This is a genomic window from Enterovibrio norvegicus FF-33 (assembly GCF_000286835.2).
Taxonomy (GTDB): Bacteria; Pseudomonadota; Gammaproteobacteria; order Enterobacterales; family Vibrionaceae; genus Enterovibrio; species Enterovibrio norvegicus_A.
On sequence record NZ_AJYD02000013.1, the window covers coordinates 666,911 to 686,003 of the forward strand.

The following is a 19,093-nucleotide window of genomic DNA, read 5'->3' on the forward strand; positions in this document are numbered from 1 at the left end:
CTTATTTACCTTTGTTGCAGATTTTGTAAACGAACTCAGCAAGCGGCAGACCCAAGAAGGTCAGTGACAGTGCGCCAAGTACAGAAGAAAGTAGGTTCGATGCAGCAGCAATACTCAGTACTTGCTTCGCCATTTCAGGCTCCAAGCCCGAAACCAATGCGCCAGATGCAGCACTCAGCATTGAGCCACTACCCACGCCTGAGCCCGCAGCCAGTGCGAGTGGGTGAAGACCTGTAAGTGGGGCAATACTGCCTAGTACGCTGAACCACAAGGTACCGATAACCGAACCACACAAGTAAATCGCCAATACGCCAACGTACTCAGGACTACCTGTGCCAAATTTACCTTGAACCACCGCAATGGAAGGCTCGCGGCTGATTGATGAACATGCGCCAATGGTTTTGCGGCCAAAGCCGAACTTAACAGCGAGCGGAACGGCAATGAGGATAGGAAGTAGGTTGCCCAACTCTTGGAAAAGGAGAGGTACGCCAGCATCGATGATCATGTCCAGGTTAGGGATGATCATTCCCGCATATTGGGTGCCAAGAACCAGCAGGCAGTAACCCACCATTTTGCCGCAGAAACCTTCTTCTTTAGCAGTAAAGACCTTGCCCCATGCTTTGATTTTTGTTTTGGTCCAATTCACGGATAGAGCCATACCAAGCATGACGGCAAACAGCATAGGGAGTATGGAAATGGTGGCGAATCCCATATCAATTTTTTGGGTGCCAATAATAAACTGAGAAACGAAAATCAGCGCCGATACAGCGATAACACTTGTCATTACAACGCGAGCTTGACCGCTCTTGTTTTCTTCTGTGTTCATAGGTCATCATCATTAATAGTTGAAATCGAGGCTGATTATAGAGAGGCCCGAAAAACGAAACGTGAATGAGATCAACTGTTGCTGTGAGTCATTAGATGAAAACTAAATATCTTATTCCCTTACGGAATTAAGGGTTATTTTTAGGTAAAAAGACGATGACTTTGGTGTGTATTGTGTTGGTCTTTAGCGCCTAGGCGCAACAGTGGCAACCCGCTGACACCATACTGCAACAAGCGTCAGTCAGTGCGATGCTTACCTGCTGGATACGAAAAACCCGACGTAAGGTCGGGTTTGAGGTAGGAGCTACTTTGATTTCTTTTGGATGCTATTGAACCACAGGCGAGCAGTTACATGCAGCGTTAGACACAGACTTGGTGCTGTTTCTTTGCGGCAAATACCAGCTTTCTAGGCCTTTTTGCAATTGATTGGCAGCCTGTGAGGGCGACATTTGTCCCGCCATGACGCCGACCGACGTTTCCCAAATCTCCAGTTCCAAGTTTGGCTCACCACGGGATAGCACTTGTGCAGAATTACGAATGGTAGAATCACACTGATCGCGCCAAGAGATCATCTCTTGCGCAATAGGGTCTTTCACATCGAAGAAGTGGTTAGAGAGGGAAAAGAATCCTGATATTTCATTGGTGAGCAACTCGGCAAACTCTGCCGTGGTCATCCATTTCAGGAATAGTTCTGCGGCCTCAGGATTTTTGGATTTCGAATAAATACCCATGCCCAAATCTGTGTGATCGCTGAAGTAGCAAGCATCACCTTTCTTTTCAACAGGCGGCGGAAACACTCCCATGTCAATTTTGCCGGCGAAGGTCATGATGTCCCATGAGCCTGCAGGGTAGATAGCAGCTTTACCGTTAGCAAATGCCGAGATTGAGTCAGCGTAGCTGCGCTGTTCAAAATCTTCACCCATGTACTTCGACCACTTGGCTAGCTCACTCAGGGTCTGGCGATAGGGTTTGCTATCCATACGCTCTTTGCCTGTAAGCAGGGCGTCTCGGCCATCTTCACCTTTCCAATAGGTAGGGCCGATATTCTGAAAGCCCATGGTGGCGGCTTCCCATTTGTCTTTTGTTCCCATTGCCAGTGGCAAATATCCAGCACGCTTGGCTTTCTCTAATGCCCAGTAAAAATCCGCATTGGTAACAGGCTCGTTCACCCCTAATTCTTTGAAAATATCTTTGTTATAGAAAAATCCATGAATGACGGAAGCCATCGGCAGGCAGAAGGTTTGTGCACCAGAGTCGGTCTGCCAAGGAGCAAGGGCAAAACTCGGGAAGTTTTCCATCCCTTCCATTTCAGTAACTTCTTTGAGCAAGCCACGTTGGAAAAGTGCTTGCGACCCATCAAACGGGCGGCAAGCTATCAAGTCACCCGAGGAGCCTTGCTCGAAGCGTTGCTCCATATTGCTGTTCCACTTTGATGCATCCATATCTGAAGGTGAGCGGTACTCAACCTTGATGTTCGGATAATGCTTGTTGAAAGCAGGGATGATTTTCTCGTTCCATACCGCGTCGTCGCTGCGCCAAGAGTCAATCACCAGTGTCGTTTGAGCATGTGCAAATGATGTGACGGTAAGCGCTAAGGCCGCGAGAGATAGTTTGGCTATATGTTTCATTCTCAATTCCTTAAACGCGGAAGTTTGATATTAGGTTTTGCTGATCTTGAGCCAGATTGGCCAAAGACTCGCTGCTTGATGCTGACTCACGGGCATCTTTTTCTGCTTCATAAGCAACGTGGGCAATGCCATTAATGTGTTCTGCTACTTCATGGCTGACTTTGATCTGTTCTTCGGTTGCTTGGGCGACATGCACGGCCATATCTTGTATCGCTTCCATACGCGCCACAATGTCTTGCAAAGTTTCATCGGTTAACCGCGTTTGGATTAAACAATCATCCATTTGCTTCTGGCTAGCACTCATGGTTTCAGCCATACGTGATGCGTTGCCTTGCAGGTTATTGATCATCTGCTGGATTTCTTCAGTGGACTGCTGTGTGCGTGTTGCCAGTGCGCGTACTTCATCGGCAACCACGGCAAAACCGCGACCGTGAGAGCCTGCGCGTGCAGCTTCAATGGCGGCATTTAGGGCAAGCAAGTTAGTTTGCTCGGCAATATCTTGAATGACATGCAAAATCGAGCCGATATTGTTGGAATATTGGTTCAACTGCTGAGTATTAGATACGGCTTCACCGATATTACTCGAAAGCTGCTCAGTCAGTTGACGGCTAAGAGACACTTGCGCACGTCCACTGTTCGCTGTTTGGTTGGTGTTTTCGACTTCTGCGACGGTAAGTTCTGTCGAACGAGAAATCTCTTTGGCACTGACTTCCATTTCTGAAATCGCCGCGGCCACTTGGTCGGTACGGGATTTCTGGTCTTCAACTCGGGTCATGGCGCTGTCACTGACGAGGGCTGCACGACTCGCTTCACTAAGCAAATGCTTCGCGCCATCACCAAATTTCGCCAAGGTGCGTGACATGGTGTCTGCCAGCATATCGATAGAGCGACTTAGCTCGCCGAATTCATCGTTGGCGTGATAGTTAGCGCGTGTACGCATATCACCGTCGGTCATTTTGTGTAAGACGTTGGTGATAAGTGCGAGCGGCTTTTGAATGCTGCGCGTTGTGCTAACGCCAACCCACAAGCTAATGGCCGCGGCGACAGAGGTCATCACAATGATGTAAAGCAAGGCTTCACTCACTGCGGTTTCTGCGTCATCTCGGCTGGTCTGCGCCAATTGTTGTGCATAGTCTGCGTAAGCTTGCAGGCGAGATTGAATGTCGTTCATCTGCTTGTCTGTCTGCGTGCTTTCACGTTGAAGCTGGGCGTTAACTTGCTGTTGGCGGCTCATCACATCCAATACGCCACTTTCAGCTAAAGTCAGCTGCTCTACCTTTTTCAGGTTCCGTGAATAACGCGCTTTAACATCGTCTTCAACGGAAATGCGCTCAAGACGTTTGAATGCAATCTCGATATCTTTCGCCAATGCTGACCTTAGTTGGTTGAGGTCAGTATCTTGATCGGCACGACGCAACATTTTCATGTCTCGTGCGATACCACTGGTAATGAGTTCGGCGCGGTTATGCAGTGAACGTTTTACTGCGGCTTTTTGTAGTAAAAGATTCGCAGCCCACTGATAAGTGTCTTCAAGGCGAAGAAATTGCAGATCCAGCGTTTGACGTTGAGCAATCAGTGTATCTGATTGCTTTTGTAGGTTGATAAGCGTGCGTGCTTGTTCAAAGTATCGGGTTGAAGCCTGATGGATAGCATTAACTTGTCTACGTTCGTCGTCGTGCTGTGCGTTTTGTTGAGCCTGGCTTAACGTTTGAAAGAAGCTTTGCTTTTGACGATCAAATTGTTGGTCAACACGGTTAGCGTTTGTCGGATCGTTTTGAAACGTGCGAATAAGAAGGCTGGTTCGCATCAATTGGGTGATCAAATCACCCGAGGCGACGACCATGGGTGTGGATTGGTTGGTAATTTGTTCTACTTTCCCTTGCAGTGTTTTGGCATTGAACAAACTGATACTGCTAAGTATTGCCATTAACACAAACATCAAGGCAAAACCGGCGATTGTTCTCTGAACGACGGACAACTTCATTGTTCTCTCACTCTACAACAGTCTTGAAAGATAAAGACTAAAAGTCTTGCTGGGCTCTAATTTCACGCTTGAAAATAATTATCTTCAAAGCGGCTAAAAATGCCAGAGATTGTGACACTAATCAGGGGTATCGGCACCCATAAGTCATTTCTTTAATGAAAAAGTGATATATCCACACCAATATTTTACATGACGAATTAAATGAGGAACGAATGTCACACTGTTTCAGGTGGGCATTGGGCGTTGAGTGAGGGGGGGAATGAAGGATGCTTCTTTGGCATAAAAAAAGCCCCAGAAGGGGCTTTTACAGAATGTGTGAAATTACCATTTCTTCTTCGGTGCAAACAGCTCGTCTAGCTCTTTGTTTTCATCATTTTTAGGCCTGTTGGCTTCGTGACCTTTGCTCAGTGATGTGTTGACTTCTTCAAGCATGGCAGAAAGACTTTCTTTTGCAGATTGGCAATACGGGTCACTTTTACTGCTAACCACATCTAATGCCTTTTTCAGCAATTGTTGAGCTGTACCCATCTGGCCTTTGATCTTCGCATCGTTAACGCGTTTGAGAACGTTTTCGATATTGATCTTCATCTGCATCTGTTCCAAGCGAGAATTTTCAGACACAAATGCTTGTGTAGGCAAACGACCTTTGGTGTGCTCAGCTTTGATGACTGCTCTCAAACGTTTTACCAATTTAAGCATTGAGATGGCTTCACGATCGCTGTCAGGTACACGAAAAGACGTCGATTCTTTGTTTTGGTAAGTTTGTTTGATTTGATTGATCTGTGCTTGCACGTCCGAGATGCGCTGTGGAAGTGAGCGATCAGTCTTATCAATATCATGCATTGTCTTCAATGCATCTAGAATTTTCTGGTTAAGACATACCAGCAGGGTGCCGCTATAAGGCAGGTTGTGTGCATTACCGATCAGCTCTTCAGTGGCATCAATAACTGCAATATATTTTGCCATTTCCTGGCGCTTTGATGACTCTACACGTTGACGCTGCTGAGCCATAATGTTGTAGCCAACAATGAGACCGAGCAGGATGACGCATAAGCCAACCACTAAGGCGATATTCATAAGTGAGCGTCGATAATCCCTGTTAAAACTAAGACGGCCTAAGATACACGATCTGCAAGTATGGTCATAGTTTGTTAGTACTATTTTCGATCTTAGCTAAATTCTGGCGTGTCGTATTGCTTTTCTATGATTTAGTGCGTTTCACTGCACGTTTATTTGCGAAGCTATGATGGCATTATTTGGTGTGTAAGCCTGGATTAATATCAGCAACACTGCAGCCAGTTTGGCGGTATTTTGGGCGCTGTGTAATGGTTATGCATCTCAGCACTTCGTCCGCTTGCCAATACACGATATAACATATGTATAATCATTCACGATTACTACAACCTTATGAAATTACAACAACTTAAATACATCGTTGAAGTGGTCAATCACGACCTTAATGTTTCTTCGACGGCGGAAAGTCTTTACACCTCGCAGCCGGGGATCAGTAAGCAAGTTCGCGCGTTGGAAGACGAACTTGGGGTGCAAATATTTGGTCGCAGTGGAAAACACTTAACCAAGCTGACACCCGCAGGAGAACAAATTGTTGATATTGCTAGAGATATCTTGTCTCGTGTGGATAGTATCAAGTCAGTAGCTTACGAATACACCACACCCGATAAAGGTAAACTCAACATCGCAACAACCCATACTCAAGCAAGATATGCGTTGCCTGATGTCATATCTCGTTTTGTGAAGCGCTATCCGAATGTTTCTTTGCACATGCATCAGGGCGCGCCAAGCCAGATCGCCGATTTAGTTTTGAAAGGAAAGTCCGATTTTGCTATCGCGACAGAGGCATCCCATCTCTATGAAGATTTGGTCATGCTGCCTTGCTATCACTGGACAAGGTCTCTGATTGTGAGAAAAGACCATCCTTTGGCGCGACGTTCTGCCGTGACCATTCATGATATCGCGCGTTTTCCATTGGTTACTTATGTCTTTGGCTTTACTGGACGTTCTTGTCTTGACAGTGCGTTCAATAACGCCAAGCTGAAGCCGAATATTGTGTTTACAGCAACAGATGCAGACGTTATCAAAACGTATGTTCGCCTTGGCATCGGTATTGGGGTGATGGCGAGCATGGCCTATGATAAAGACTTGGATGAAGATTTGGTCGCTATTGATGCCAGCCACATCTTTGATGCAAGCACGACACGCATCGGTTTTAGGCGTGGCACGGTGTTGCGTAATTACATGTATGATTTTATCGAGAGTTTTGCGCCGCACCTTGATAGGAGCACCATTGATACCGCCATGCAGATTAAAGATCCCAGCGAGTTAGATAGCTTCTTTACGCCGTTTGATCTCCCTATTAGATAGCGTTAGACGCGGTGTACTATATTGTCAGTGCTCTGCTATTCGTGCAGATTTAGGTGTTTTTGCCGCTTTTACGGTGCTATATACTGGGGTATACACCGTTTGTGTCGGCTGATAGTTGGAATTCACCTTGTCTCAATCCTTCCTCGTTCAAAAAGAGCGTTTTCTGCAAATTGATGCCTTACTGCAGCGTCATGTTTCGCTATGGCAAGGAATGCCTTTTGATTGTCTTGATCTGCCGTGGAGAGCTTCTCATCCTGAGCTATGCCAATGGTTAGATTTGCTGTGTCTAAAAGAACTGCAAGCGTATAAGGAATCGCCAGAGCGGTTAGCGGAGACAGTGAAAGCGTGGCTGCCTGAGGCGGCGCAGTTGGTATCATTATGTGGCACTGAAGTAGAAACCCAAAATCGGCCAGAGATACATTGCGACAGCCATATTGCTACAGGTATCCCAGGTCGAAAGTGGTCGCAGATAACTGCTTTCAACAGTGCGATACCACTATCTAACAAGGGTGCCTGGTTGGAGTGGTGCGCAGGAAAAGGGTATCTAGGGCGTGTCATTTCGGCTACACGTCAGGTTGGTGTCACCAGTCTAGAATGGCAGGAAGCGCTGTGCCAAGACGGCCAGGCTTATGCCAATCAACATCAGTTACCGATGCATTTTGTCCATGGTGATGCATTTTCACCCGAGAGTGAATTACTGGTCAGTCATTGTGATCATGCGGTAGCGTTGCATGCCTGTGGTGACTTGCACGTGACACTGTTACGCCATAGTGTGAAAGCCAAACCGCAAAGTCTTTCTGTCTCACCTTGTTGTTATCATCTGATCAATGAAGTCTACTATCAGCCATTGTCCATTGTGGCGACGGGCTCTTTACTGTCCTTGAGTCGTCATGATCTAAAGCTGCCACTGCAAGAAACTGTCACCGCAGGGAAAACAGTGCGAAACAAGCGTATTGTTGAAGTGAGTTTTCGCTTGGGCTTTGATAGCTTGCAGCGTGCTCTAGGCCATAGTGACAGTTATCTGCCTGTACCGAATATACAAAAGTCTTTGTTAAATGAAGGCTTTGAGGCATTTTGCCGATGGGCTGCTGATAAAAAAGGTATTTCCATTCCAGATAACACAGACTTTGCAGCTTTTCTCTCGCAGGGAGAGCAACGGTTTTCGACCGTTGAAAAAATGGAAACCATACGTACGCTGTTTCGCCGACCATTAGAGATGTGGCTGGTTCTCGATAGAGCGCTGTTTCTGAGCGAAAACGGTTTTGATGTCGACGTAACTACATTCTGTGCGCGTGAGTTGACGCCGAGAAATCTTCTTATTCAAGCCACAAGGAAAGGCTAAATGGAACTGAGCTATGAACAGCTCATCATGGTGATGTTGGCCTTGGGCTTGGGCGCGTTTGTTCAAAGCATTATTGGGTTTGGGCTGGCGATTGTTGGCGCACCCCTCCTTATGATGATCGAACCTTCGCTGGTACCAGCGACCGTCACGTTGGTAACCTTGTTTCTTGCCATGGTGAATACGTGGCAATATCGCCGTCAACTGTCATTGCGCGGTATTGGTTGGGCTTTTGTTGGCCGAATCCCTGGCACCTTTGTTGCTGGCGCATTGCTGTTGTATCTCTCAATCAATGCGTTAGAAATTATCATGGGGCTAGCTGTTTTGTTTGCGGTTGTCGCTAGTGTGTTCAAGTTTTCTGTGGAGCCGAGCAATAAGAATATGTTTTGGGCGGGCTTTGCTGCTGCGGTTATGGGCACAACAACCAGTATTGGTGGTCCACCAATGGCATTGGTTTTGCAGAAAATGGACATTGTTAAGTTAAGAGCAAACTTGGCGGGTTACTTTATTTTTAGCTGTGCCATATCTCTTGTTGTGCAGGGAATGACTGGCTATTTCGAATGGTGGCATGTCAAAGTCGGTGTTATGTCGTTGCCTGTCGTATTTCTTTGTTCGTGGGTAGCGTTTAAAGTGGCACCGCGTGTTCGTGCTGAATGGGTAAGACACGGCTTGCTGATTCTATGCTCGTTTGCTGGTGTGACAACATTCGTACGTGGTTTTTCCTGAATCAAAAAAAGCCGACATACATCATGTCGGCTTTTTCTTACCAGCACATTTCAGTGTGCAGTATCAAACTATTCGTTATTAAAACTTCAAGCTGACTTGCATACTAATAAACTGGCTGTCGTAAGGTGCGCCCGCATCTGCTGCATACCGTGCGGCTTCTTGGTTGTTGAACCAAGGGTCATAATTCATGCGCACGTCAGTGTCACCCTGCCACATGTCGGTTATCCAGTGGTGGATATGTCCGACAGGGTTAAGGAAGAACAAGCTGACGCCACCCATTGTGTCTGAGCCCATGACTTCGCCGCCGTTAGCGACAATATCTTGTTCAGTGAGGTACATCCATTCACCGACAGCTGCACCAAATAATGGTGTCACGATAATATCTTGGATAGATGGCACTTCAGCGAAACTCTCTACACCATATTCCCAGAAGAACGTCGACATGGTGAATGAGTACAAGAATGACTCGAATTCATTGAAACCAGAGTGACGCGCAGCCGTATAGTAAACACCGCCAAAGTAAGGGTGCATCACGTAGTTCAGGTAATGGTCGTCCTGGTCCCAGACTGGACCCGCAGACACATTGTCCCACCATTTACTGGAAAGGTTACTAAAGTCGCGATCTTCTGCTGTCCAGTTAGTGACGCTTTCAGGCAGTAATGTCATCAAGCCGACGGTCGCGACACTTAAACCCAAAATGGTATAGGTTTGACCCATCAGGTAGTCCCAGTCTTTTTCTGGGGCCGTAGACAAATATTTTGGTAGACGGTGCGCTGGAGCTTCGTTAAAACGAAGCGCATTGTCTTGGGGTTGTGTTTGCGCCTGGTTCAATGCAAGCGTGTCGAAGCCATAGTTGCTCGAATAGTTATAAGCTTGCTGCTCGAAATCGAGGGTAGATGCATCAAAAGCAAAGGCCGATTGAGCACAGAACAGAGCGGCCGCAGCCACGGTTGAGCGATAGCGCACGTAGGATCTCCCACACAACAAAATGCCAAACCATTCAGCAATGTGTTTTGCTGGTAAGGCCTGGCAAGAAAAGTGTTTAGTAATAAGATGTTATTCAGTCGGTGTTCAGCGAAATACGTCCATGATAACAACACCGATACGGAAGGCGTTAAACCGATACCGCGTACCAATTGTGAGGCACTCACAATTAAGCCGCTAATCATAGCAATGGAAAGGCCCATATTTCCACCAAAAACTTGATAGAGGTCGCACTTTTGTCTTGGTTGAGAGAGCTAATTTCTCTTTAAGTGGGAAGTCTGACGAGAAAATCAACCTAAACCCAGTTCGCCTAGCGGGTTCGAAGCATGAAGTTTCCTAAGGAAAAAACGGCATACTACGATTCATGCGAATAAAAGATATCGCGGGTTGCGATAGCGGTAAGTGTCTGGGCATAATGGATTTACGTCATGGCATACAAGGAGATATCGGTGGGACAGAGCAAACTTCGGGTCGCAATGTTAAGTACTGGCGAGGAAGTGCTGCACGGTGATATCACCGATACCAATGCAGCTTGGTTATCGAGACGCTGTTTTGAGGAAGGCTTTGCTTTGCATCGTAGAGTCACTGTCGGTGATGCGGTAGATGATATTGCCATTGAATTGGTGAGATGCAGTCAAGTTTCCGATGTGGTGATCGTGAATGGTGGGCTTGGGCCAACCACAGATGATCTGACCACTGAAGCTATGGCGATGGCCATGAACGTTGACCTTGAATTAAATAATCACTGGCTAACCGAGCTCAAAGAGCGGTTTGAAAAAAACGGTAAAGCCATGCCGAAAAGCAACATTAAGCAGGCAATGCTCCCTGAAGGTGCCGAACTAGTGGATAATCCAGTGGGCAGTGCGTGTGGATTTGCCGCGACACTTAATGATTGTCTCTTCTTCTTCACGCCGGGTGTACCAAGTGAATTCAAGCACATGTTTGAGAATGAAATTGTGTCACGTCTTCAAACACGATTTCCTAATACGAAAAAGCAAGAAATTCAACGTCTGTACACCTTCGGTTTTTCCGAGTCCCTTCTTAACGACAAGTTAGAAGCGCTCGCACTGCCAGATGATTTTGAACTGGGATACCGTTCATCGTTACCTTTTATTGAGGTAAAGCTGTTCTCTCCGCGTCAACACTCCGATATTTCGTTGATCACCGATGCGATACGAAATGTGTTGGGTGATCGCTTAGTGGGTGACGGTGTGCCGATGCTTGAAACTGTCGGTGGTTTGCTGTCGCAGGAAAATACAACCATTGCAGTGGCTGAAAAATTCTCTGGCGGGTATTTGGCTAATTGGCTAAATCAGGCAGAGGAAACGAAAGAGGCGTTCGTTCAGGGGTGGGTGCTCAGTGACTCGACACTGATTACGGATAGTGAATATAACCCGCTCGCGGCGGTCTTAGCGATGGCAACGGCGTCTCGCGAAAATGCAGGTGTAAACATCGGATTGGCATGTGGAAACATGGAGGCAGGGCGTGTTGCTCTGGGGCTTTCTGCTGCAGATGGTGATTGGGGTATTATAGTGAAGCCTCGTCGTTCTCAGTCCAACGAGAACTTTCGCTGTTACACGGCGACCATGTTGCTTGATATGTTAAGGCGTTATCTTTCGGGGCACACGATGTTCCCAGATATCGCTTCGTTGGTGACGCTAGAATCGCTGCACATTCCTGTCGAAGCTGACGATGCGAATTGATACCCATTGAAGTATTTAGAGAAAAACGCCTGACATTGTCAGGCGTTTTTTTGATTCGCTAAAAGCTGTTACGAAGCATACAAGTTGAGATTCAGTGTCTTAGCAACATGAGAAATCATCCGTTGCGCTCGAACACTATTGCCGGACTCATCCAAGGGTGGGGAGAAGGCAGCAATACCCAGCTTGCCAGGGGCGACCGCCAACACACCACCACCCACCCCGCTTTTACCGGGCATGCCGACTTCAAATGCCCAATCACCTGAGTAGTCATACAGACCTTCCATCGACATCTCTGCCAGTATGGGTGCAACATTGCCCGCTGAGATGACTTGCTCTCCAGAGATAGGGTTCTTACCGCGATTCGATAATGTTGCACTCAGCACCGCAAGATCTTTGCAGGTGACCAAGGTTGAGCATTGCCGCGTGTAGACATCAACAGCTTCCATTGGGTCGCAGAAACAGTTGCCCGCCGCATACAGAATCCATGCAATACCGCGATTGTGAAAGTTGGTGGTTTGCTCAGACGCATTGATGTCATCAGAAAGCACAATATTTCCAGCCGTGATCCGTTGCTGCATGTCTAGAATACGCGCCCATCGTGTTTCAGGGTCAGAGGCGGTGAGCAAGCTGACACTCGCCATCGCCCCCGCGTTAACGAGAGGTGACAATGGTTTGTCCTGATGTTCACAAAGTGCCACAACAGAATTGAAAGGCAACCCGGTAGGCTCTGCGCCAATTTTTTCACGCACCATTTCTGGGCCAACATCCTCCATCAGTAAAGCCAATGTCGGCACCTTCGAGATGGATTCAATCGCGAAACCATAACTGCTATCGCCAGCCTGATAAATGTCACCATCTGCAGTGACAATCACCAATGCCGCAAGATCGGAAGGTACAGAAGCGAGGTATGGGATATAGCTTGCGTTCTCGCCCCCTGGTAACGCTCGAAATTGAGTATAAGTTTCATCCACTAACGTTTGCAGGGCTTCGGGAGACGGTAATGCACTCATGATGCTTCTCCTTTACCTTCACGATGAATCGCCGTTACGGCTTCAGTGTGTGTGACAGATTCGTTTTTAAGGCCAGGGTGAACGCCTTCAATTTGCCAAGTAAACGGCGCAAAATCTGAGTTCTCGTCTCGCCAATGCGGTTTGCGAATGGCATAGATAACAAAGGGAATCGTGATAAAGACAACGCTTAACCCTACCAGTATTGACATGAACACGGTTGGGCTGCCAACAGCAATCTGGCTTGGTGGAATAAAGCTAAAAGCAAAGGCAATGGCAGAACTTGTGAAACCAACGCCAGCAAAAAGATATAAGCCTTTTTTCCCACCGGGAACATTGTACGGGCGCGGACGATTAGGCTGACTAAAGCGCAGATAAATCGCGGCTGAAAACATCAGCATATATAGGGTGAGGTAAATCACCGCGGCCAGTTGACTCAGAATTTGGTAAGCCGCTTCGACGGAGGGCAGCACGACAAAGGTTATCGCGAGAAAGCTTACGATGATGCCTTGCACCAAAAGGATATGGGTCGCCATTCCGTTTTTGTTGGTCTCTTGCCAAAACCGCGGCATATAACCCGCTTTTGCCACTTCAAGTAAACCGGTCGAGGGACCCGCTACCCAAGTCACAATACCGGCGAGCACGCCAATGGCGAGGCAAATAGCCATAATTGGCCCCAGAAAGCTCAGGCCCGCCCAGCGGAACATATCAAAATAGGCCACAAGCAGACTTTGTGTGAGATTGATGTCGGTACTGGGTATAACAAAGGCGATGGCAAGTGTACCTAGCACAAAGATCACGACGGTACCTAGCGCAGCAATACCTATGGCGATCGGGTAGGAGCGCGTTGGATTATCTAGGTCTTTCACGTGAATCGCATTCATTTCCATCCCCGCATAAAACAGGAAAATACTGGCCGCGAGTACCACGTTATTGAAGTTAGAAAAGTCGGGGATAACGTCTTTCCACGCCATCTCTATTTGGATTTTCTCGCCGCTGAACAGAAAAGCAAAACCAAGCAAAATAAGGATGATCGCGGGGATGATGGTGCCGATGATCCCACCCCACTTGGACAGCAAAGTAAATGCTGAAACACCACGAAAAGCGATGAAAGTGGCAAACCAATAGATAGCCAGCACAATGGCCAGAACAAAGAATTTATTTTGTGACAAGGCTGCATCAAAGGTTTGATCGGGGCCAATGAAGGCCAGTGATACAGCACCAAAGGTGAGCGCAGTGGGGAACCATACACACACTTGAACGAACAGCAGGAACATGGCCATAAAGGCTAACCTTGGACCAAAGGCTTCTCCGACCCAACGGAAGATCCCTCCTTTTTCTGGCCACCCAGTAGCAAGTTCCGCAGCCACCAGTGAAACAGGCACGAGGAAAAATACGGCGGCAAACGCATAATAAAATACAGAGCTGAGCCCGTATTCTGCTTCAGCGGGTAAGCCACGCAGACTCACCACGGCCACAACATTCATAATGGCAAAAGTGAAAACGCTGATTTTGCCGACTGATGAGGCACTGATTTTCTTATCCATCTTTTAATCCTTAGATATGAAGGCCACGGTTTATTTGTGGCCTTTGGACTAAATTGAACGATTCATCGACGCTGTGATGCTCAGTATCAGCCGTGATGGAACGAGGAAGTGGTACCGGATTTTGCTTGCGGGTACTGCTTGAAGTAGTCGATACACCGCTTAAGGTCCTCTAACAGCATCGCAACCATATCTAAGCTAACGCCATGACGGATCATGATGCGCTGTATGACGGTGTCTTGGCGGTTGCTTGGTAGGGGATAAGAAGCAATTTGCCATCCTCGCATTCGCATCCGATCGGATAAGTCATACAGAGTGAAGCCCCAATCGCCTTCTTTTAGGCTGTAGCTGAGTGCAGGAAGTCCACCACGGCCATCGTAGAAGAGATCGAAAGGACCAATTTTGGCAATTTCATCTGCTAGCCATTGTGCTGTGCTGAAACACGATTCGTGAATGCCTTTGTAGCCTTCAAAACCAAGACGCAGAAAGTTGTAGTATTGCGCGACGATTTGACCGCCGGGACGAGAAAAATTGAGCGCGAATGTTGGCATATTCCCGCCGAGGTAATCGACATCAAACACGAGTTCCTCGGGCAGATGTGCCTTATCTCGCCATACTACCCAGCCCACGCCAAGAGGCGCCAGTCCGTACTTATGACCAGAACTGTTGATGGAGACAACGCGAGGTAGCCGGAAATCCCACTTCAATTCCGGGGTAACAAACGGCGCAATAAAGCCGCCCGAAGCACCATCAACGTGAATGGGCACATCGAGTCCGGTCTGTGCTTGGAGCTCATCGAGTTTTTGTGAAATGGTTTCAACGGGTTCGTACACGCAGGTGTAGGTCACACCTAAGGTAGGCACGACGCCTATCGTATTTTCATCTACGTATTGAGAGAGCTTGTCTGGGTTCATTCCCACTTCATCGCCGTCGAGTGGGATTTCACGCATTTCTACATCGAAGTAGCGGGCGAACTTATGCCAGCAGATTTGTACGGGGCCGCAGACAATATTGGGCTTGTCAGTCGCAAGGCCTAAGGCTTCGCGTTTTTTGCGCCAGTTCCATTTCATAGCAAGGCCACCGAGCATGGCAGCTTCTGATGAACCCGTGGTTGAGCAGCCGACGGTGGTGTCACTTTCCGGGCTATTCCAAAGTTTGGCGAGAATATGTACGCAGCGAGATTCAATTTCCGCAGTCTGCGGATACTCGTCTTTATCAATCATGTTCTTGTCGATACATGCGTCCATCAACTCGTGAACACTCGGCTCCATCCATGTTGAACAAAATGTGGCAAGATTTTGTCTGGCGTTTCCATCCATCAACAATTCATCACGTAACAACTGTGCAATCAACTCTGGAGATTGGCTATTGGCTGGTATGGCATGCTTAGGTAATTGAGTGCGGGAAAGAGCCTCTTCATAGAAATCTTCATTTTGAGGGTCTTGTTGTTTGGTGAAATGCAATCCCATTTTGTGTCTCCTGACGCGCTGGAAATGGTTGAGAAAAAGTGTTCTCTGACGAATGATTTCGTCCAGCTATCAGTATTGGAAAGGCAGAGAAAAAGAAGTGTTCAATAAATGAGATGATAACAGTAAAAAAGACGGTTTTTTGGACATCGCAATGCGGGGTGTGATTTTCTATCAATGTAATAACACGAAGAGTCGAGATATTAGCGAGAGATCGGTGGACGAGATTGTAGGCAATGTATCTTGACGATGGGAGTGAAAAAAACGCCGCAGAACCTGAATAAGCGTTTTGCGGCCTATTTTGGCAACAAGATATGCGATGGCATCTTGTTGAAACGATGAATCAATTAAAAAAGGTTTGGTAAGAACATCACCAGCCCTTCCCAGTAAGTCAGAATCATCAATACAGTCAGTAGTGCTGCCAGTAACGGCGCTACTTCTCGCACAAAATCAACCATCCTTACCCGAAGAATGGAGCAAACGGTAAACATCATTGAACCAAACGGTGGAGTGACACCACCAATCATGATATTGACGATGATAATGATACCGAAGTGAACTGGGTTGACGCCGAGATTGAGTACAGCGGGCAACAGCAGTGGTGTCAGGATAATCATTGCTGCGCCACCCTCAATGAACATACCAACAACGATCAGAAGAATATTGATGATGAGCAGCAACACGGCTTTGTCATCCGTCAGGCTAATAAGCATTGACGCAACGTCTTGAGGTATTTGCTCCAACGTCATGTAATACCCAAAGACCATTGCACCAATAATGATGAACATGACGCTGCTGGTGCCCTGAATGGTTTCGCGCAAAATGGCCGCAAAATGATGGATCTTTAACTCGCGATAGATAGCAAAACCAATGATGGTACAGAGCAATACGGCAATAGCGCCAGCTTCCGTCGGGGTAAAGAGACCAAAGCGCATGCCTAATATGATGCCAAACGGGATCAGCAACGCAGGTATCGCTTTGCCGAAGTAGCCGAGCCTTTCTTTTCCGCTCGCAGGGTGCTCCCGTGAAGGCTTGTATTTACGTTTTTTGGAAATGAAAGCAATAGTGATCATCAAGGCTGCAGCCATCATAAACGCAGGGACATACCCAGCGATAAACATGGAATGCACGGATACATTGGCAAGCAAAGCGAAAATGATCAGGTTGATACCTGGTGGTATAACAGGACTGATGCTTGACGACGCCGCAGTGACAGCGGCGGTGAAAGGCAAGTCGTAACCGCGTTTTGTCATCTCTGGTGCGAGTATCTTTGACTGCATGGCAGCATCCGCATTCGCCGACCCAGAAATGCCGCCCATCAAGGTACTGAGCAACACATTCACATGTGCTAATCCACCGACTTTATGTCCGATGAGTGAGTCTGCAAATGCCAGTAGATTTCGGCTTATTCCCGCGTAGTTCATGATTGAGCCAACCATGATAAAGAAAGGGATTGCAAGAAGTGGGAAGGAAGAAACCGTAGAGATAAACCGCTGCATGACCAAACTTACTGGGATGGAGTCATTGATGAATAGGAAGTAAAACATCGATGAAGCGATCAAGGAAAAGGCAATGGGTATGTTGAGAAGGAACAACACAAATAAAAGAATAATAGGTATATAGATATCCACAGCAGCCACCTATTGCGCTTTGTTAAGCGTGTCGTTATCTGACGGCTTCAAATCATCGATGATGAATCTGATGGTGTGAAACGCCATCAAAGAAAAGCAGACAACAAGAACGCTGTTAATTGGGAAATAAGACATGCCCATCACTGGGGTGACCTTTGTCGAAAGCATGGTGTAGCTGACGCTGAGGTAGGCCATCGTAACGTTGAGTACCAATAGGAAAAACGAGATGAAAAGTCTGAAATATCGCTGTCCACTCTGGGGGATGAAGCTCAAGATGACATCGACACCCATATGCAGCTTATGCTTGTAGCAAGAGCTAATGCCGAAGTAGACGGACCATGTAAAACAGATCACTGAAAGCTCTTCACTCCAAGGCACAACAAACCCAAAGCAATAGCGAAGAAAAACATTGATGATAACCACCACGACTGTGATGGAAATGGCGATTGAGGCCAAGATTTCTTCGAAGTTAGCTAGAAACCGCATGGTGACTCCAAGACAGTAAGGCTGAAAAGATCTAGCCCCAGCATGAGATGCGCTGGGGCAGAGGTTAGAGGCTTACTTAGCAGCGCGGATTTTTTCCAATTCTGCGTTGATAGTGCCGTGAACACCTTCGCTCCATGCAGGGAATTGATTATAGACATCAGCGGTTAGCTTGTTGAACGCGGCGGTATCCACATCATTGAACGTCACACCCTGTTCTTTAAGCTTTTGCTCGTACTCAGCGTCAAGCTTCACCAATTGCTCGGTGTTTGATACTGCGCCGGCATTGATTTCTTCCATCACGATTTTTTGTTGTTCCGCGGTCAGTTTGTCCCAAACGCTTGGAGAGATGTAAAGGCCAACGGTGCCGAGGAAGTGGCCCGTTTTAGACATGTTCTTCGCCACTTCATAGATTTTGGTCGAATACATAGTCAGAATTGACCCTTCCAGTCCGTCAACCACGCCTTGCTGAACACCTGCGTAGGTTTCTGGGAACGGCAATGCGGCTGGAGATGCGCCCATTGAGGACAGTGTATTGATGAAGAGCTGGCTACCTGGTACGCGAATACGCATTCCGTTCATGTCTTCTGGTGTATTGATTTCTTTATTGGTGATCATGTGACGGAAACCAAAGATGTAATCCGCGCTGAGCACTTTTATGCCTTTCTTCTCGACTTCTTCAGTTAACTTCGCAACGTAGTCGGTGTCCATCATCGCCAGGTATTCATCGTAAGAAGTATAAAGCATTGGCCCTGCTAGTGCGGCAAAATCAGGGACGTAATCGCCGAGGTAGCTTAAATCTTCAACCGCAATCCAGTTTGCGCCGTTTACAACTTGCTCAAGGTTATCTTTGTATACTGGGAGTTGGCCTCCAGGAAAAACTTTGATGTTTACGCCGCCGTCAGTGCGTTCTTTGATTTTATCAGCAACTTTAATCAACTCTTGAGTGAGGAGTTCATTTTGGGTGAAAACGAGACTCATATTGATTTTTACTGGGTCATTGTCGCTGGCGATGGCTGCAGTCGAGGCCATACCAAACCCAAATAAGGTTGTGGCAGAAAGTAAGGTTCCAAGTAATAGCTTTTTCATTCGGTCGTTCCCTTCTTTATTGATGAAAGTTCACTTTCTTTCATTGATTTTATATGCAACCGTGATTCTTGTTGCAGAAATGTAACGAGCTCTAGGCAAGATATAGTAAATGGGGTGAGTTTCACATGAACATATAAATGTTCATACGAACGCTGTGATCACGTTAACAAAGCTAAGGGAAGCGCTTTCTTGGCGGAAAGACCCGTGTTTAAAGGGCGTTGCAGGGGATGTAAAAGCGGCTGCTCGTTTTCATGTGAACATGTTTGAATTGGTGTGGTGCAAAACGCGGTTGAGGCAGTTGA

At 47.1% G+C, this 19,093-nt stretch carries 15 protein-coding genes; 4 read left to right on the forward strand and 11 right to left on the reverse strand.

The window, feature by feature from the left end:
• Position 1 precedes the first annotated feature (1 nt).
• From A1OO_RS05310 to A1OO_RS05325, 4 genes are all read right to left on the reverse strand, one after another.
• Complete coding sequence (locus A1OO_RS05310; RefSeq protein ID WP_016960525.1) at positions 2–826, reverse strand: DUF3100 domain-containing protein; 825 nt, start codon at positions 824–826, stop codon at positions 2–4.
• A gap of 325 nt (positions 827–1,151) precedes the next feature.
• A complete protein-coding gene (locus A1OO_RS05315; RefSeq protein ID WP_017004834.1) occupies positions 1,152–2,453 on the reverse strand; it encodes an ABC transporter substrate-binding protein in 1,302 nt (433 codons plus the stop codon).
• Between the two features lie 10 nt (positions 2,454–2,463).
• Positions 2,464–4,437, reverse strand: coding sequence for a methyl-accepting chemotaxis protein (locus tag A1OO_RS05320; RefSeq protein WP_016960523.1), 1,974 nt, complete (start codon positions 4,435–4,437; stop codon positions 2,464–2,466).
• Between the two features lie 321 nt (positions 4,438–4,758).
• Positions 4,759–5,514: a hypothetical protein gene (locus A1OO_RS05325; protein WP_016960522.1), complete on the reverse strand. Its 756-nt coding sequence runs from the start codon at positions 5,512–5,514 to the stop codon at positions 4,759–4,761.
• A gap of 330 nt (positions 5,515–5,844) precedes the next feature.
• Between A1OO_RS05325 and cysB the strand changes: the two genes are divergently transcribed.
• From cysB to A1OO_RS05340, 3 genes are all read left to right on the forward strand, one after another.
• Positions 5,845–6,819 carry an HTH-type transcriptional regulator CysB gene (gene cysB / locus A1OO_RS05330; RefSeq protein WP_017004835.1) on the forward strand — a complete coding sequence of 325 codons (975 nt, stop codon included), beginning with the start codon at positions 5,845–5,847 and terminating at the stop codon, positions 6,817–6,819.
• Between the two features lie 127 nt (positions 6,820–6,946).
• Positions 6,947–8,161: a methyltransferase gene (locus tag A1OO_RS05335; protein WP_017004836.1), complete on the forward strand. Its 1,215-nt coding sequence runs from the start codon at positions 6,947–6,949 to the stop codon at positions 8,159–8,161.
• Positions 8,162–8,884, forward strand: a complete 723-nt coding sequence (locus A1OO_RS05340; protein ID WP_016960519.1) for a sulfite exporter TauE/SafE family protein — start codon at positions 8,162–8,164, stop codon at positions 8,882–8,884.
• 78 nt (positions 8,885–8,962) lie between these two features.
• Here the strand turns inward: A1OO_RS05340 and A1OO_RS05345 are convergent, their stop codons facing one another.
• The gene (locus tag A1OO_RS05345; protein ID WP_016960518.1) at positions 8,963–9,850 is read right to left on the reverse strand and encodes a DUF3943 domain-containing protein; all 888 of its coding nucleotides are present in this window, start codon (positions 9,848–9,850) and stop codon (positions 8,963–8,965) included.
• 467 nt (positions 9,851–10,317) lie between these two features.
• Here A1OO_RS05345 and A1OO_RS05350 point away from each other — a divergent pair, with 467 nt between their 5' ends.
• A complete protein-coding gene (locus tag A1OO_RS05350) occupies positions 10,318–11,571 on the forward strand; it encodes a CinA family nicotinamide mononucleotide deamidase-related protein (RefSeq protein ID WP_241819045.1) in 1,254 nt (417 codons plus the stop codon).
• Between the two features lie 68 nt (positions 11,572–11,639).
• Here the strand turns inward: A1OO_RS05350 and glsA are convergent, their stop codons facing one another.
• The 6 genes from glsA to A1OO_RS05380 all read right to left on the reverse strand — a co-directional run bounded on the left by glsA (position 11,640) and on the right by A1OO_RS05380 (position 18,791).
• Positions 11,640–12,581, reverse strand: coding sequence for a glutaminase A (gene glsA, locus A1OO_RS05355; protein ID WP_017004837.1), 942 nt, complete (start codon positions 12,579–12,581; stop codon positions 11,640–11,642).
• Positions 12,578–14,125: a putative glutamine/gamma-aminobutyrate antiporter GadC gene (gene gadC / locus A1OO_RS05360; protein WP_016960515.1), complete on the reverse strand. Its 1,548-nt coding sequence runs from the start codon at positions 14,123–14,125 to the stop codon at positions 12,578–12,580. Before gadC ends, glsA begins: the two co-directional genes overlap by 4 nt.
• Before the next feature lie 86 nt (positions 14,126–14,211).
• Positions 14,212–15,591: a glutamate decarboxylase gene (locus A1OO_RS05365; RefSeq protein ID WP_016960514.1), complete on the reverse strand. Its 1,380-nt coding sequence runs from the start codon at positions 15,589–15,591 to the stop codon at positions 14,212–14,214.
• Positions 15,592–15,935: 344 nt separating this feature from the next.
• Complete coding sequence (locus A1OO_RS05370; RefSeq protein WP_026024056.1) at positions 15,936–17,219, reverse strand: TRAP transporter large permease; 1,284 nt, start codon at positions 17,217–17,219, stop codon at positions 15,936–15,938.
• A gap of 9 nt (positions 17,220–17,228) precedes the next feature.
• Positions 17,229–17,705, reverse strand: coding sequence for a TRAP transporter small permease (locus A1OO_RS05375; RefSeq protein WP_016960512.1), 477 nt, complete (start codon positions 17,703–17,705; stop codon positions 17,229–17,231).
• A 72-nt stretch (positions 17,706–17,777) separates the two neighbouring features.
• A complete protein-coding gene (locus A1OO_RS05380; protein WP_017004838.1) occupies positions 17,778–18,791 on the reverse strand; it encodes a C4-dicarboxylate TRAP transporter substrate-binding protein in 1,014 nt (337 codons plus the stop codon).
• Positions 18,792–19,093: the final 302 nt, after the last annotated feature.

What these genes read in the sequence shown, in the direction of transcription:
- A1OO_RS05310 (WP_016960525.1), bottom strand. Translation starts at nt 826, where the DNA reads ATGAACACAGAAGAAAACAAGAGCGGTCAAGCTCGCGTTGTAATGACA.
- A1OO_RS05315 (WP_017004834.1), bottom strand. Translation starts at nt 2,453, where the DNA reads ATGAAACATATAGCCAAACTATCTCTCGCGGCCTTAGCGCTTACCGTC.
- A1OO_RS05320 (WP_016960523.1), bottom strand. Translation starts at nt 4,437, where the DNA reads ATGAAGTTGTCCGTCGTTCAGAGAACAATCGCCGGTTTTGCCTTGATG.
- A1OO_RS05325 (WP_016960522.1), bottom strand. Translation starts at nt 5,514, where the DNA reads ATGAATATCGCCTTAGTGGTTGGCTTATGCGTCATCCTGCTCGGTCTC.
- cysB (WP_017004835.1), top strand. Translation starts at nt 5,845, where the DNA reads ATGAAATTACAACAACTTAAATACATCGTTGAAGTGGTCAATCACGAC.
- A1OO_RS05340 (WP_016960519.1), top strand. Translation starts at nt 8,162, where the DNA reads ATGGAACTGAGCTATGAACAGCTCATCATGGTGATGTTGGCCTTGGGC.
- glsA (WP_017004837.1), bottom strand. Translation starts at nt 12,581, where the DNA reads ATGAGTGCATTACCGTCTCCCGAAGCCCTGCAAACGTTAGTGGATGAA.
- gadC (WP_016960515.1), bottom strand. Translation starts at nt 14,125, where the DNA reads ATGGATAAGAAAATCAGTGCCTCATCAGTCGGCAAAATCAGCGTTTTC.
- A1OO_RS05365 (WP_016960514.1), bottom strand. Translation starts at nt 15,591, where the DNA reads ATGGGATTGCATTTCACCAAACAACAAGACCCTCAAAATGAAGATTTC.
- A1OO_RS05375 (WP_016960512.1), bottom strand. Translation starts at nt 17,705, where the DNA reads ATGCGGTTTCTAGCTAACTTCGAAGAAATCTTGGCCTCAATCGCCATT.
- A1OO_RS05380 (WP_017004838.1), bottom strand. Translation starts at nt 18,791, where the DNA reads ATGAAAAAGCTATTACTTGGAACCTTACTTTCTGCCACAACCTTATTT.